The organism is Streptococcus sp. cx1 (assembly GCF_052384325.1).
Lineage (GTDB): Bacteria > Bacillota > Bacilli > Lactobacillales > Streptococcaceae > Streptococcus > Streptococcus salivarius_G.
In genome coordinates, this window is sequence record NZ_JBQSUN010000001.1 from 39,371 (window position 1) to 54,247 (window position 14,877).

Annotated in this window: 12 protein-coding genes; 9 read left to right on the forward strand and 3 right to left on the reverse strand. The window is 40.7% G+C overall.

Features of this window, described 5'->3' with window-relative positions; genetic code table 11:
* Window positions 1-16 precede the first annotated feature (16 nt).
* The 3 genes from dapB to ACT170_RS00240 all read left to right on the forward strand — a co-directional run bounded on the left by dapB (window position 17) and on the right by ACT170_RS00240 (window position 3,947).
* Entirely contained in the window at window positions 17-784 is a 768-nt protein-coding gene (gene dapB / locus ACT170_RS00230; RefSeq protein ID WP_410532612.1) for a 4-hydroxy-tetrahydrodipicolinate reductase, read from the forward strand.
* Window positions 781-1,983: a CCA tRNA nucleotidyltransferase gene (locus ACT170_RS00235; protein WP_195214741.1), complete on the forward strand. Its 1,203-nt coding sequence runs from the start codon at window positions 781-783 to the stop codon at window positions 1,981-1,983. The genes dapB and ACT170_RS00235 overlap by 4 nt, the downstream gene beginning before the upstream one ends.
* Window positions 1,984-2,066: 83 nt before the next feature.
* Complete coding sequence (locus tag ACT170_RS00240) at window positions 2,067-3,947, forward strand: ABC-F family ATP-binding cassette domain-containing protein (RefSeq protein WP_410541213.1); 1,881 nt, start codon at window positions 2,067-2,069, stop codon at window positions 3,945-3,947.
* 78 nt (window positions 3,948-4,025) lie between these two features.
* Here ACT170_RS00240 and ACT170_RS00245 read toward each other — a convergent pair whose 3' ends face one another.
* The 3 genes from ACT170_RS00245 to ACT170_RS00255 all read right to left on the reverse strand — a co-directional run bounded on the left by ACT170_RS00245 (window position 4,026) and on the right by ACT170_RS00255 (window position 6,523).
* Window positions 4,026-4,529, reverse strand: coding sequence for an HdeD family acid-resistance protein (locus ACT170_RS00245; protein ID WP_013990123.1), 504 nt, complete (start codon window positions 4,527-4,529; stop codon window positions 4,026-4,028).
* Window positions 4,530-4,598: 69 nt separating this feature from the next.
* Window positions 4,599-5,360, reverse strand: a complete 762-nt coding sequence (locus ACT170_RS00250; protein WP_444817874.1) for an NUDIX domain-containing protein — start codon at window positions 5,358-5,360, stop codon at window positions 4,599-4,601.
* Between the two features lie 56 nt (window positions 5,361-5,416).
* Window positions 5,417-6,523: an AAA family ATPase gene (locus ACT170_RS00255; protein ID WP_014633960.1), complete on the reverse strand. Its 1,107-nt coding sequence runs from the start codon at window positions 6,521-6,523 to the stop codon at window positions 5,417-5,419.
* Window positions 6,524-6,879: 356 nt separating this feature from the next.
* On the opposite strand from ACT170_RS00255, the gene gdhA reads away from it, so the two are divergent.
* The 6 genes from gdhA to ACT170_RS00285 all read left to right on the forward strand — a co-directional run bounded on the left by gdhA (window position 6,880) and on the right by ACT170_RS00285 (window position 14,837).
* The gene (gene gdhA / locus ACT170_RS00260) at window positions 6,880-8,232 is read left to right on the forward strand and encodes an NADP-specific glutamate dehydrogenase (RefSeq protein WP_002885547.1); all 1,353 of its coding nucleotides are present in this window, start codon (window positions 6,880-6,882) and stop codon (window positions 8,230-8,232) included.
* Window positions 8,233-8,512: 280 nt separating this feature from the next.
* Window positions 8,513-10,054 (forward strand): hypothetical protein, encoded by a 1,542-nt coding sequence (locus ACT170_RS00265; protein ID WP_444817875.1) that lies wholly within the window; start codon window positions 8,513-8,515, stop codon window positions 10,052-10,054.
* Window positions 10,055-10,211: 157 nt separating this feature from the next.
* Window positions 10,212-10,622: a peptide deformylase gene (locus ACT170_RS00270; RefSeq protein ID WP_038675386.1), complete on the forward strand. Its 411-nt coding sequence runs from the start codon at window positions 10,212-10,214 to the stop codon at window positions 10,620-10,622.
* A gap of 185 nt (window positions 10,623-10,807) precedes the next feature.
* Window positions 10,808-11,251, forward strand: coding sequence for a MarR family winged helix-turn-helix transcriptional regulator (locus ACT170_RS00275; protein WP_002885568.1), 444 nt, complete (start codon window positions 10,808-10,810; stop codon window positions 11,249-11,251).
* A gap of 3 nt (window positions 11,252-11,254) precedes the next feature.
* Window positions 11,255-13,069: an ABC transporter ATP-binding protein gene (locus ACT170_RS00280; protein ID WP_444817876.1), complete on the forward strand. Its 1,815-nt coding sequence runs from the start codon at window positions 11,255-11,257 to the stop codon at window positions 13,067-13,069.
* Window positions 13,059-14,837, forward strand: a complete 1,779-nt coding sequence (locus ACT170_RS00285; protein WP_037612017.1) for an ABC transporter ATP-binding protein — start codon at window positions 13,059-13,061, stop codon at window positions 14,835-14,837. Before ACT170_RS00280 ends, ACT170_RS00285 begins: the two co-directional genes overlap by 11 nt.
* Window positions 14,838-14,877: the final 40 nt, after the last annotated feature.

Sequence of the window (14,877 nt, forward strand, 5' to 3'; positions counted from 1 at the left end):
AGAGAGGAAAAATGACATGTCTATTAAAGTTATTGTTGCTGGATTTAAAGGAAGAATGGGTTCAACTGCGGTTGAAATGGTCAAGGGAGATGACGAATTGACTTTGGCTGCCTTGCTTGACCCATTTGCGACAGAAAAAGAAGTGGACGGTGTTCCTGTCTTCACAGATAAAGCGGATTTGGTTGGCTTTGACGCAGATGTCTGGGTGGATTTCACCATGCCAGCTGTTGCCTATGAAAATACTCGTTTTGCTTTGGAGAATGGTTTTGCACCAGTTGTGGGTACCACAGGATTTACTGAAGCACAAATTCAGGAATTGACAGACCTTTCTAAAGACAAGTCTATTGGTGGTTTGATTGCTCCTAACTTTGCTATTGGTGCTATCCTTCTTATGAAGTTTGCGGCAGAAGCTAGCAAATATTTCCCAGATCTTGAAATCATTGAGCTTCACCATGACAAGAAAAAAGATGCGCCTTCAGGTACAGCAGTGAAAACGGCTGAACTTATTCGTGAGGTTCGCGAGACTAAACGTCAGGGAGCTAAGGATGAGGTGGAAACACTTGCTGGGGCACGTGGTGCGGAGTTTGATGGTTTCCGTATTCACAGTGTGCGTTTGCCAGGTCTTGTGGCTCACCAAGAGGTTATCTTTGGTGCCCAAGGAGAAGGATTGACCTTGCGTCACGACTCTTACGACCGCATTTCCTTTATGGGTGGTGTTAATCTTGGGATTAAAGAAGTTGTTAAACGTAATCAGCTTGTTTATGGTTTGGAACATTTACTATGAGATTAAGTTATTTGCCTTCTGAATTTCAGAAGGCTTTACCAATATTAGAGAAAATTAAGGCTGCAGGGTTTGAGGCTTACTTTGTTGGTGGATCGGTCCGCGATGCCCTTCTCAACCGTCCCATTCACGATGTTGATATTGCTTCGTCTTCTTATCCTGAGGAGACTAAACAGATTTTTGAGCGTACGGTAGACATTGGTATTGAGCATGGGACCGTTTTGGTCTTGGAAAATGGCGGTGAGTATGAAGTGACGACCTTCCGAACAGAGGACGTCTATGTAGATTACCGTCGTCCGTCTAGCGTGTCCTTTGTGCGTTCATTGGAAGAAGATCTTAAGCGTCGTGATTTTACAGTCAATGCTTTTGCTCTTAATGAAAATGCTGAGATTATCGACAAGTTTGATGGTCTTACTGATTTGGACAATCGTGTTTTGAGGGCTGTTGGTAAGGCTGAGGAACGCTTTAACGAGGATGCACTTCGTATCATGCGAGGACTACGTTTTGCCGCGAGTTTAGACTTTGATATCGAAGAAAAGACTTTTCAGGCTATGACCAGCCATGCCCCACTTCTGGAAAAGATCTCGATTGAGCGAAGTTTCATCGAGTTCGATAAGTTGCTTTTGGCCCCACATTGGAAAAAAGGAATCAAGGCACTTCTAGCGACAAAGGCTTATCAGTATCTTCCAGATTTTCAAGAAACTGCTGAAGAATGGCAGTCTTTTGTGGCAGACTATGTGGAGAACTTTAGATTTACAAGTTCTGAACAGGCTTGGGCGGCAACTCTTTTGGCTCTCAAGCATGATAATCCACGCTCTTTCCTTAAAAAATGGAAGACGTCTGTTAATTTCCAAAAGATAGTTCAGTCCTTGATTGAGATTTTCAATTTCCGTTTGGAGAGAGCCGTGACTAAACAAGATGTTTATCAGTATGGTAAGGAACTCATAGAGGAGGCTGAAACCTTGAGACGGGCTCAGGGCTTGGACGTCGATTATGAGCGTATTGCCGAGTTGGATGGTCAGTTGCTCATCCATGATAAGCACGAAATCGTTGTGAATGGTGGCACACTGATGAAGGAGCTAGGATTCAAACCTGGTCCGGACCTTGGTCGTGCACTTAAGGCTATCGAAAATGCCATCGTTGATGGTCAACTAGCTAATGCCGAGGAAGCCATCATGGCCTTTGTTCAAGCTATGAAATAAGTCTAGAGACGTGATAAAAATGACACACCGCTACAGAGCATGCGTAGGATCCGTAGCGGTGTTATTTGTAAAAAGGAAGAAAGATGTCAGATTTTATTGTTGAAAAATTAACCAAGTCCGTTGGGGATAAGACGGTTTTTAAAGAGATTTCATTCATTATCCATGATTTGGATCGTATTGGGATTATTGGTGTCAATGGGACAGGTAAGACAACCCTGCTAGATGTTGTCTCTGAGCGTATTGGTTTTGATGGTGATGTGTCACCTTTCACTAAGGCTAATGGCTATAAGATTGCTTATTTGACCCAGGAGCCAGAATTTGATGATAGCAAGACAGTGCTTGATACGGTCTTGTCATCAGACCTTCGTGAGATGGCTTTGATTCGTGAATATGAAACCCTTATGGCAGATTATTCTGAGGAGAATCAGGCTCGCTTGGAGAAGGTTATGGCTGAGATGGATAGTCTAGATGCTTGGTCTATTGAGAGCGAGGTTAAGACAGTCTTGTCTAAGTTGGGATTGTCAGATCTCTCGCAAAAGGTCGGGGACCTCTCAGGTGGTCTTCGTCGTCGTGTGCAGTTGGCTCAGGTTCTCTTGAATGATGCAGATCTCCTGCTCTTGGATGAGCCAACCAACCATTTGGATATTGATACTATTGCTTGGTTGACGAATTTTCTCAAGTCTTCTAAAAAAACGGTACTCTTTATTACCCACGACCGTTATTTCTTGGACAATGTAGCCACACGTATCTTTGAGTTAGACCAGGCTAATCTGATTGAATATCAAGGGAATTATCAAGACTATGTGCGTCTAAAGGCCGAACAAGATGAACGAGATGCAGCAGCCCTTCACAAGAAAAAGCAACTCTATAAGCAGGAGTTGGCATGGATGCGAACACAACCACAGGCACGTGCAACCAAACAACAAGCTCGTATCAATCGCTTTAAGGACCTTAAGGGTGAGGTTCACCAAACGGTTAATAATGACGATCTTGAAATTAACTTTGAGACCAGCCGTATTGGTAAGAAAGTAGTGAACTTCGAGCATGTCGATTTTGCTTATGAAGATGGCAAGCAAATTCTCAGTGATTTCAATCTTATCATGCAAAATCGTGATCGTATCGGTATTGTTGGGGATAATGGTGTCGGGAAATCGACCTTGCTCAATCTGATTAATGGCGACCTTGTGCCTACAGCTGGTGTTCTAGATATTGGTGAGACGGTACGTATTGGTTATTTCTCACAGCAAATTAAAGATATGGATGAGAGCAAGCGTGTCATTAACTACTTGCAAGAAGTTGCAGATGAAGTTAAGACAACGGTTGGAACAACCAGTATCACAGAGCTCTTGGAGCAATTCCTTTTCCCTCGTTCTACCCATGGGACACAGATTGCCAAGCTCTCTGGTGGGGAAAAGAAACGTCTTTATCTACTTAAGATTCTGATTGAAAAGCCTAACGTTCTGCTCTTGGATGAGCCGACAAATGATTTGGACATTGCAACTTTGACGGTTTTGGAAAACTTCCTTAATGGTTTTGGCGGCCCTGTCGTTACAGTAAGTCACGACCGCTATTTCTTGGACAAGGTAGCTAACAAGATTCTAGCCTTTGAAGAGGGTGGCGTGCGAGAGTTCTTTGGTAACTACACTGACTATCTTGATGAAAAAGCCTTCTTACAAGAGCAATCAGCCCTCCTCGAGAAGGAAAAAGAGCAAGCTAGCGTTAAAGTTGAGAAAGTCAAAGAAGACAAAAAACGCATGAGCTACTTTGAAAAACAAGAGTGGGCGACCATCGAGGATGAGATTGCTGACATTGAAGCCAAAATCGAAGAGATTGAAGCAGCCATGCTTGAAAATGCTAGCGATTATGGACAGTTAGCTACCCTTCAACGTGATTTGGATGCTGCTAATGAAACCTTACTTGAAAAGTATGAACGCTATGAGTATTTGAGTGAGCTAGAGGGATAAGCTCTTTAGTAATCAAAGTATGACAAAAGCCCTGCATTTGCAAGGCTTTTTTATGTTTATGTAGTGTCTGGTTTCTTCTTACCACAAGCGGAATGAAAAGGAAAGGACTGAAACACCCGTAAAGATAATTAAGGAAGCTACCAAGCGCCCAATAAGAAAGGCTGAGAAAAACGGAGCACTAAAGAGCAAGAGCCCAAATACCAGACAAATTAAGGCGATTGACAGGGCGGGTTGTCCTGAGAAGCCGAATTGACGTTGGCGATGAGCTTGAAAGCCTTGTGTAAAGGCTGAGACAAGAAGCCACCAAGCGATAATGGTTACAGCTACACCTGAGAGCACCCATGCTGATGTTGATAGCAAAATAATCCCAAAAACAATGGAAATGATACTCTGAAGCAGTTGGAAGAAGGAGCGGTTTTCGTTATCTCGTTTAAAATAAACCATGAGACTTGAAACACCAGATATGAGCATCACTAGGGCAAACAGCCAACCAACGATGGCAAGAAGGTTTGTAGGATTAGCGAAGAAAAAGACACCCAAGAGTGTAATGAGAATTCCACTAATCAATGTAAAACTTTTCATAGGATACCTCTTATTAATTTTTCTTAATACTACTATGTAAGTATCAAATTGTCAAACAAAGACCTTACTTTAGAGTGGCTTGATCTGATAAGTGTAGGTGGCAGCCTTTCTGGTTCTCGTAGCTACCTGACGACCTGTTTTTTGGAAGAGGTGTTTAAAGCGGCGCAAGAAATTTGTGGAATCCATCTTGAGGTAGTCTTCATTAAAGGTACCAAAAAGTTGACGGTAGGTAGTCAAGGTGTTTTCCTCGGGCATAATGGAAAGGATAGTTGGATAGTATTCGAGTCGTCCCTTGATACGTTCCATAGCTGTTAAGAGGATTTCCCAGTGGTCAAAGGCGAGGTCATCATGTGACAGTGTCTTATCGCCATCAACAAGTTGCAGTCGACCGTCTACCATGGCGATGTCTAACCAATGCGTAGACGCCGCATCGTCGGCAGCCTTTTCCACTTGAATGTCATTAAAGGTCATAAAGCAGAGATAAGCCACTGTAATGGTCCACATTCGAGGATCACGATAAGGTGTTCCCACTGTAATGAGTTGCTCAATGTGGTCAGGGTTGAGTTTAACGGATGTTTCCTCCTGTACCTCACGACAGACAGCTAGATTGAGATCTTCTTGCTCCTGAACGAAGCCACCACTGAGGGCGTATTTCCCCATGAAGGGATGGTTTTTTCGCTTGATAAGTAAGGTTTGGACTCTTCCTTCATAATAGCGGAAGATGACCGAGTCAACGGTCACTGAGGGCTTCACGTACTTATCCATTTCTTCTCGCCGATAGATGTCCAAAAATTCCTTTTCACCACCAGAGTTTTCGAAGGTTTTAGTCATAGGTTTCCTCCTTTATTTATTGTAAGTTCAAATGATGATGGCTTTACATCAGTCTTCTAAATCTCGATGTGTAGACGTTCCTTGATTGCCTTCTTAGCGTGATGGTAGTTATCCGCAAAGAAGCTGTCGCTATTACTATTTTCCCCTAAAATAACGATTTTATCCTTAAATGGTGATAGGAGGTCTAAGAGGTGCTGGGTAAACCAGTCACGTGTTTGGTTATCAGCCATAGTCATGTCACGGAAACCATCATCCACATAGTTTGATTTTGGCAGAATCACAAAAATCAAATCCCACTTTTCACGGGCCTGGGTTACCTGATAGAGCCTATCCAGCATGTCAAATTCTTCTTTAGAAATATTTTCTTTCAAATAGTAATCGATATAAACCTTGGTGACTGTTGAGTTGGTGTCGGCAAAAATAAGACCCGAATGCTGCCCTTTGTCAATGATATCAGAGGTCTGGGCATATTGATCTGTTAGGAGGTGAATATAGTCGTTGGTATCTAACTCGTCATCTCGTACATTATACTTTTCTTGATATTCCCTAGCATATTCCAGAGAGCAGGGAGCATTGTAAGTGCGGGCCAAATCCTTAACAAGAGTAGTCTTTCCACCGCTAGCAGAGCCCACAACAAGGACCTTGCGCGTAAAGTGGCGACGGAAAGGCTTGGTGATAAAACGCCAATTTTCCATCGGATTGTCTCGAATCTCAGTAGCAGAGATATTGATAATAGACCGTTCGATGAGTTCTACCTGAGCTTGAGGGTAATAGCGATTGAGCTCAGTCACATACTCTGGCTCTCCAACATAGAAGGTAATCTTTTCAGGATCATCCGTATTCTTAGCGATAAGCTCTTTGACACGATTAACCCAAGGCACCCAGCCCTCTGGATAGGCTGGCATCCCAGCTTCGTCTAGTTTATCCACAACGACTAATTCATCATCATAGAAGACTTCTCGAACATAACGGAAACGTCGATTGAGTGATAGGCCTGCGCGTGTCCCACGATCTTCTTGTGTGTTGCTGCCACTTACGATGACGAGCACATTGTCATTAGCGCGTTTTGCCTTGGTAATGAGGTCAACGTGTCCAACGTGCATTGGAGCGAAAGTTCCAAAAACAATGCCGATGCGCTTTCCAGATAATTGTTTTCTTTTCATAAAAATGATCCTTTTTGAGATTTAGTAAAATTACTAAATTCATGATAACATAGTTGGTAATCTTTGTAAATGTAAAAATAGTAAATTTACTAAATTATTTTCAACACATTTTAGCCTTAAAGTTCAAAAAAAGTTTAAAAAATTTTGGAGAAAAACTAGAAAAATGGAATCCGCTTACATTGTTGAATTGATAACATTTTAGGATTAACTTAAAAAAGAGAGGTCACTTGCTATGTCATAAAACCTAACATAAAAATCAAAAAAATAGCAGAAAATACTTGACAAGAAGATTCTGAAAATTTATACTATTCATGTAATTAAATTACTAAGGTAATTATTTGAAAGGAAACATTGATATGACAACAGGTAAAGAGTACGTTGCTAGCGTTTTTGAAAAAGTGAAAGCTCAAAATGGCCATGAGGCTGAGTTCCTTCAAGCAGTTGAAGAAGTTTTCGATTCACTTGTTCCTGTCTTCGATAAATATCCTAAATATATTGAAGAAAACCTTTTGGAACGTTTGGTTGAACCAGAACGTATCGTTTCATTCCGTGTGCCATGGGTTGACGATAAAGGACAAGTACAAGTAAACCGTGGTTTCCGTGTACAATTCTCATCAGCTATTGGTCCTTACAAAGGTGGTCTTCGTTTCCACCCATCAGTAAACCAATCAATCATCAAATTCCTTGGTTTCGAACAAATCTTTAAAAACTCATTGACTGGTCAACCAATCGGTGGTGGTAAAGGTGGATCAAACTTCGATCCTAAAGGTAAATCAGATAACGAAATCATGCGTTTCTGCCAAAGCTTCATGACTGAATTGAGCAAACACATTGGTGCAGATACAGACGTACCTGCAGGTGATATCGGTGTTGGTGGACGTGAAATTGGTTACCTCTACGGCCAATACAAACGTCTTCGTAACGAGTACACAGGTGTTCTTACTGGTAAAGGTTTGAACTGGGGTGGATCACTTGCTCGTACAGAAGCAACTGGTTACGGTGCTGTTTACTTTGCAGAACAAATGCTTAATGCACGTGGTGAAAACTTTAACGGTAAAACTGCAGTTGTTTCAGGTGCTGGTAACGTTGCCATCTACGCTATTGAAAAATTGCAAAGCCTTGGTGCTAAAGCAGTAACATGTTCTGACTCATCTGGTTTTGTTTATGATCCAGACGGAATCGACGTTGACTTGTTGAAAGAAATCAAAGAAGTTAAACGTGAACGTATCGTTAAATATGCAGAAGCTCGTCCAAATGCAACCTTCACACCTGCTGGTGGTGAAAAGACAGTTTGGTCAGTTAAAGCTGACTTGGCATTCCCATGTGCAACTCAAAATGAATTGGATGAAACAGATGCAGAAACACTTGTAGCAAATGGTGTATTGGCTGTTTCAGAAGGTGCTAACATGCCTTCAACTTTGGGAGCTATTGATGTCTTCCTTAAAGCTGGTGTATCATTTGGTCCTGCCAAAGCTGCTAACGCCGGTGGTGTTGCTGTATCAGCTCTTGAAATGGCACAAAACAGCGGACGTACACAATGGACATTCGAAGAAGTTGATGCTAAACTCTACGATATCATGAAAGGTATCTATGAAAATGCTGCAGCAGCTGCTAAAGAATTTGGTCATGAAGGTAACCTTGTTGTGGGTGCCAACATCGCTGGATTCCTTAAAGTTGCAGATGCTATGTCAGCACAAGGTATCGTTTAATTAATAGACTATTACCAATAGCCTCTCGATAAAATAAGAAAAGAAGCCTGCGGGTTTCTTTTTTTGTTTAGACAGACTTAGGAGGAAGAGGAGATTTGTCCTTTTTTGGTATAATGAGCTAGTAAGAAATCTTTTTCTAGAGTAGATTTTTATGAATTAGAATATGAGAGGAATAATCGTGAGTCTTGGAAAGGATCCCTGTGGGGCAAAAGAAAAGAAGTATACTAATCAGACAGTCATTCTAATAAGTTTCTTGATCAGCATAGTGTCAATACTGCCTATGTTCTTTTTTAGGGACAAGCTTTATGGTGATGATATTGTCTTTCACATTAACCGACTGTTATCCTTGGATACTGTCTGGAAGAGTCCTATCAATTTTACAACTAACGGAGGGACCGGACAATTAATCAATACCTTTTATCCCTGGTTAACCTATTATCCTATTTTTATAATCTATAAGCTGACTCAGTCAGTCTTTGTAGCCTGGATGAGTTTTCAATTTCTTGTTCGCTTTGTAACTTGTTTGCTTAGTTTTTACGGATTACGTTTATTGAACTATTCTGATAAACAGGTGATGGTATTTGCTACCTTTTATCTCTTTTCGGGTTATTTCTTGCACAATTCTTATTACCGGGCAGCCGTTGGCGAAACGCTGGCTATGATTTTTTTACCTCTAGTTTTCGTTGGCGTTCGTTTGATAACATTTGGAGATTACAAGAAATGGTGGGTTTTGACTCTTGGCATGCTTGGTTTAGTCTATTCCCATGTCTTGTCTGTCCTTTTGGCTTCTCTTATGATTTTCATAGCAGTGGTAGCTAGTTTTGGGATTTGGGATAATAAAAAAGAACGTATTCTAGGATTTCTTAAGGCCACTCTTGTCACTCTTAGTATGTCTCTAGCTTTCTTTGTTCCTATGATAGAGCAATTCAAGTATGTCACCCTACGAACGACTTTTAAACCGCTCCTATCCAAGACTGCCTTAAGTTTGGCAGACAACTGGGAGTTGATTCTAAAAAGTGATTTAAGGACTCCATCAGTTAATCTTCTCTATCTCTTGGGTCTAGTGCTAAGCCTAATCTTTGCTAAGCGTTTTGTGAAGGATAAGGAAGCTAGAATTTACCTTTTTATTTCTTTTGTTTTGGCTTTTTTAACTTTGAATAGTTTTCCTTGGCAGTTATTACAGGAGAGTCCAGTGTCCAACCTACAATTTCCTTGGAGATTATGGAGTTTTGCCTTGCTTTTCTTCAGCTTAGCCTTGTCTAATATCTTGGAAAATATGTCTATGAAGGCAACGACGATACTTGTCTTGTTTGGTCTTTGCCTGAATATGTTTCAGATTGTTACTGTCCAAGATAAGATGACTAAAGCCAAGAATATATTGCCAAGCAATACAAAAGTCACGAGAGAAATGCTAGCTAAGGGAACTTATAAAAATATAAATGGCGATTACACCAATAAAGAAGTGCCCTTTGGCTTTGTCTTTGACAAACATCTTTTCTTGGATAATCAGGAAATTAAGTCAACCATCAGCCGTTCTCCAAAGGAGCTAGCACTTACAGTAGATAACGAGTCAAAAGAAGCTAAAGTCTTGTCGCTACCAGTTTTCTGCTATAAAGGACAAGAAGCGAGGATTGATGGAAAGCGAGTAACTACTTACTTAGCTAAGGAAAAGAATCCAACTAATCTAGTCCTACCACCAGGTAAGCATGATGTCGTTTTGACCTATGGCTATACCCCAGTTGCCAAATTGGCAATGGGTGTATCAACTATTAGTCTTTTGGCGTTTATTGGTTATTTGTATAGAGTGAAGAAAGATGACTAAAAAGAAGCTTGCGGGTTTCTTTTTTTGTCTGTTTTACTAGATGGTAGCCCTTTTGATATAATAGGTCAAGGTGATTAATATGAAATTGAAAACCTTTGTTTCCGATAAAAGAAGTGTATATGATTTCATAGTTTAGATAAGAAAAGGGAGTAAATAGATGATAAAAACTATCGTAAAGGATGTCTTTTTCCTTGGACAAAAATCGACAGAAGCGACTAAAGAAGACCTCTATTTGGCTAAAGATTTACGTGATACACTGGAGTTTCATAAGGAAGCCTGTGTGGGTATGGCTGCCAATATGATTGGCGTTAAAAAGCGTGTTATTATCGTCAATATCGGTTTTGTCAATCTGGTCATGTTTAATCCTGTTTTAGTCAGCAAGTCCTCACCTTATCAAACAGAGGAGTCTTGCTTGTCTTTAGAGGGAAGTCGTCCGACCAGACGTTATGAGTCGATTGAGGTTGCCTATTTAGATGAACAATGGATGCCTAAACAGTTAAGTTTTTCTGGTATGCCAGCCCAAATTATTCAACATGAATTGGATCATTTAGAGGGGATTATTATTTAGATAGCCTAGCCCAAGCGGGCTAGGTTTTTGAGTTCAAAGCCTTAATAATCATAGTTATGGGAGTGAGAGCGGAAAGCAATTTTTTTCTCACTCTTTTTTAGTTCTCATAGGAACTTTTTTCTTGACATTAGTTCTCATAAGAACTAAAATAGTTTCCATGAGAATTATTCAAGGAGGGACTTGCGATGCATGGAAAAGATACTTTTAGTGAATTCAGAGAATTCATCAATACTATGGAATCTCGCGTGCAAGAGTTAGGAAAGGTCCATGGGGTTGAGCATTTAGCTGGCCCTCAAGGATTTGCTGTCAAGTATTTGTCTGACAATCAAGATAAAGAAATCTTTATCAAAGACATTGAAAAAAGACTATGTATTTCTAAATCAGTGGCTAGTAATTTGGTCAAACGAATGGAAAAAAATGGTTTTGTTGAGTTGGTGACATCGGACAAGGATAAACGCTACAAGTATGTTCATCTGACAGACTTAGGTAAAAAGAAAGCTCGAGATGTCAAACATTTTCGAGAGGCCATCCATGAACAGCTGTTAGAAGGTATTTCCAAAGAAGATGCTGAAACAGCCTTTCGTGTCTTTCACCAAATTCGTATGAATTTAGAAAAAAATAAGGAGTAACTTATGTTTAAAATTTTTAAACGTTTGACGACAAAAGAGTTAATCATGATTGTCTTAGCGGTGATTTTTGTTTGCTTGAACGTCTATCTAAACTTGAAAATTCCAGACTATATGTCTGATATTACGACACTCTTATCAACTAAGGGAACTAAAGCGTCGGATATTTTTGCCTGGAATACAGATGCTCCAGGGATGCGAATGCTTTTAATGTCGTTTGCAGGCTTTATGGCCTCTGTAGTGGTTGGTTTCTTAGCTGCCAGAACAGCGGCAAGTTTTACCACCCGCCTTCGTGATGATATCTTCCATCAGGTTCTAGATTTTTCGGACGCAGAGATCAAGAAATTCTCAATTCCTAGTCTTTTGACCCGTACGACAAATGATATTACCCAATTGCAGATGGTACTTACCATGGGGTTACAGGTTATTACACAGGGACCTATCATGGCCATTTGGGCGATTACAAAGATTGCCGATAAAAATGGAAATTGGCTCCTTGCCTTGCTTGTCGCTGTGGCAGTGATTGCCATTCTCATGCTTTTCCTCTTGATTATGGTTATGCCTAAGCAACGCTTGATTCAAACTCTGACCGATAAACTGAATAGCGTAACGCGTGAATCTCTTACAGGAATTCGTGTGGTGCGTGCCTATAACGCCGAAAGTTATCAAGAGGATAAATTTGAAAAGGCCAATACTGATTTGACCCAAAACAATCTCTTTATCGGTCGTTCTTTTGCCTTACTGACACCCGTGATGACTGCTGTATCAAGTGGTTTGACACTGGCTATTTATTGGATTGGTGCACATTTGATTGAAGATGTTAAGATTCCAACAGATCCAACTAAGATTGCTGGTGCTATGGAAAATAAGGTCCATCTCTTCTCAGACATGGTGGTTTATTCATCTTATGCCATGCAGGTTGTGATGGGATTCATGATGATGATTGTTGTTTTCTTCCTTCTTCCACGTGCAGTTGTAGCAGCTGGTCGTATCAATGAAGTTCTAGATACCCAATCTTCAGTCTCTTATCCTGAAAATAGTTCTGAAAAACCTAAAGAAGTGGGTACTGTCGAATTTGATGATGTTTCCTTCCGTTATTCTGAAACTTCAGAGCCTGTTTTGGAGCATGTTAGCTTCAAAGCTAAAAAAGGTGACACGGTTGCCTTTATTGGTTCGACTGGATCTGGTAAATCAACGCTTGTCAACCTTATCCCACGTTTTTATGATGCCACGCAAGGAACGATCAAGGTTGACGGTGTCGATGTGCGACATTATGACCATGAAACCTTGCACAATATAGTCGGTTATATTCCACAGAAGGCAGTGCTTTTCTCAGGTGATATTACGTCAAATATGACGATGGGAACGAGCAATAACAGTCCCCTTGATGATGCTAAGATTTGGGAAGCTCTCGAATTGGCTCAAGGAAAAGACTTTGTTGAAAATAAAGAAGGTCAACTTAAAGCAGAAGTTGACCAAGCCGGGTCTAACTTCTCAGGTGGACAGAAACAACGTTTGGCTATTGCGCGTGCCTTGGCACGTAAGCCTGAAATCTTGATTTTCGATGATTCTTTTTCAGCCTTAGACTATAAGACCGATCGTAAGTTACGTCAAGAATTGGCTGAAAGAACACAAGAGATGACCAAGTTGATTGTTGCCCAACGTATCTCTACTATTATGGATGCGGACCAAATTTTGGTACTTGATCAAGGTAAGGTCGTTGGTCAAGGAACTCACAAGGAACTCTTGGCAAATAATGAGGTTTACCAAGAAATTGCCTATTCACAATTGTCTAAGGAGGAGTTAGAAAATGGAAAATAAGCCAAAAACATCATCCTATAAACGCTTAAAACCCTATATTAAAGGTTTCCAAATTCCGTTTGTCCTTGCGATTTTTGGAGCAATTATTTCAGCAGTCATTACAGTTATTGGACCAGATAAGCTTAAAGAAATTACCAATACTATTACTGAAGGGATTACACCTACTAAAATGGGGACAATTCCAGGTATTGATTTGGACAAGGTAGCAAGTATTGCTATGACCTTGGCTGTTCTCTATGCCATTTCAGCGATTGTTGGTTACTTACAAAGCTTTACGGTTGCGACAGTTACACAACGCTTTTCACAACGTTTCCGTACAGCTATCCAAAAGAAAATCAACAGTGTCCCTCTTAATTATTTTGATAGTCACTCTCAAGGGGATACCCTCTCTCGTGTGACCAACGACGTTGACCTTTTGGGACAATCGCTTAGTCAAGGTTTAGGTACCTTGATTACTTCAAGTGTTCTCTTGGTGGCAGCCATTATTATGATGTTCTACTCAAATGTCACTATGGCTTTTACTGCGATTGGTTCTGTCTTGATAGGTTTTGTTCTGGTAGCCTTCATCATGGGCTTCTCGCAACCCCTTTTCAAGCGCCAACAAGAAAATTTGGCTAATATTAATGGTTATATTGAAGAAATCTACACGGGTCAAGCAGTCGTAACAAGCTACAATGCTGCTCAAGAAAGTAGTCAAGCTTTCAAGGGACTTAATGATAAACTCTATAAATCGATGTGGCAATCACAGTTTATCTCAGGTATTATGATGCCACTTATGATTTTCATTGGGAACTTTGGTTATGTCATGGTCTGTCTTGTGGGTGCTATCAAAGTTATTGATGGTAGCTTGACGATTGGTGATGTGGTAGCCTTCATGACCTACGTTCGTATCTTCTCCCAACCTCTTTCTCAAATTGCCCAAGGGATTACACAACTCCAATCAGCCACTGCAGCCATTGGTCGTATCTTTGAATTTTTGGAAGAAAAAGATATGGACGACGAGTCGGCTAAGACAGCTGAATTGACAGATACTAAAGGTCAAGTTGTCTTTGATCATGTTTCCTTTGGTTATACTCCTGAAAAAACTATTATTCATGACTTTTCAGCTCTTGCTAAGCCAGGTCAAAAGATTGCAATCGTTGGTCCAACGGGTGCTGGTAAGACGACTATTGTTAACCTGCTTATGAAGTTCTATAACATCGACCAAGGTCGTATCACCATTGACGGTGTGGATACGAATGACATGAAGCGTGAAACCGTTCATGACCAATTTTCTATGGTGCTTCAGGACACTTGGCTCTTTGAAGGTACTATTCGTGATAATTTGATTTACAACCAAGAAAATATCTCTGACGAGCAAGTTATTGCTGCAGCCAAAGCTGTCGGTGTTCACCACTTCATCACCACACTTCCAAAGGGTTATGATACTTATTTGGATGACTCTGTGACCTTGTCAGTTGGTCAGAAACAGCTCTTGACCATTGCGCGTGCGCTTCTTAAGGATGCCCCTCTTCTTATCTTGGATGAAGCGACATCATCAGTTGACACCCGGACAGAAGAGTTGATTCAAAAAGCTATGGACAAGCTTATGGAAGGTCGGACTTCCTTTGTCATTGCCCACCGCTTATCAACCATTCGAAATGCTGACCTTATCCTTGTCATGAAAGATGGTAACATTATTGAACAGGGCAATCATGATGAGCTTATGGCAGCAGATGGTTTCTATGCTGATCTTTATAATAGTCAATTTACAGAAGAAGTTGCCTAAACTTTTCTTATAAAATTATAAGATTTTACAAAAGGCCATA

Coding starts and splice junctions, on each gene's coding strand:
- dapB (WP_410532612.1), top strand. CDS start 17: ATGTCTATTAAAGTTATTGTTGCTGGATTTAAAGGAAGAATGGGTTCA.
- ACT170_RS00235 (WP_195214741.1), top strand. CDS start 781: ATGAGATTAAGTTATTTGCCTTCTGAATTTCAGAAGGCTTTACCAATA.
- ACT170_RS00240 (WP_410541213.1), top strand. CDS start 2,067: ATGTCAGATTTTATTGTTGAAAAATTAACCAAGTCCGTTGGGGATAAG.
- ACT170_RS00245 (WP_013990123.1), bottom strand. CDS start 4,529: ATGAAAAGTTTTACATTGATTAGTGGAATTCTCATTACACTCTTGGGT.
- ACT170_RS00250 (WP_444817874.1), bottom strand. CDS start 5,360: ATGACTAAAACCTTCGAAAACTCTGGTGGTGAAAAGGAATTTTTGGAC.
- ACT170_RS00255 (WP_014633960.1), bottom strand. CDS start 6,523: ATGAAAAGAAAACAATTATCTGGAAAGCGCATCGGCATTGTTTTTGGA.
- gdhA (WP_002885547.1), top strand. CDS start 6,880: ATGACAACAGGTAAAGAGTACGTTGCTAGCGTTTTTGAAAAAGTGAAA.
- ACT170_RS00265 (WP_444817875.1), top strand. CDS start 8,513: ATGTTCTTTTTTAGGGACAAGCTTTATGGTGATGATATTGTCTTTCAC.
- ACT170_RS00270 (WP_038675386.1), top strand. CDS start 10,212: ATGATAAAAACTATCGTAAAGGATGTCTTTTTCCTTGGACAAAAATCG.
- ACT170_RS00275 (WP_002885568.1), top strand. CDS start 10,808: ATGCATGGAAAAGATACTTTTAGTGAATTCAGAGAATTCATCAATACT.
- ACT170_RS00280 (WP_444817876.1), top strand. CDS start 11,255: ATGTTTAAAATTTTTAAACGTTTGACGACAAAAGAGTTAATCATGATT.
- ACT170_RS00285 (WP_037612017.1), top strand. CDS start 13,059: ATGGAAAATAAGCCAAAAACATCATCCTATAAACGCTTAAAACCCTAT.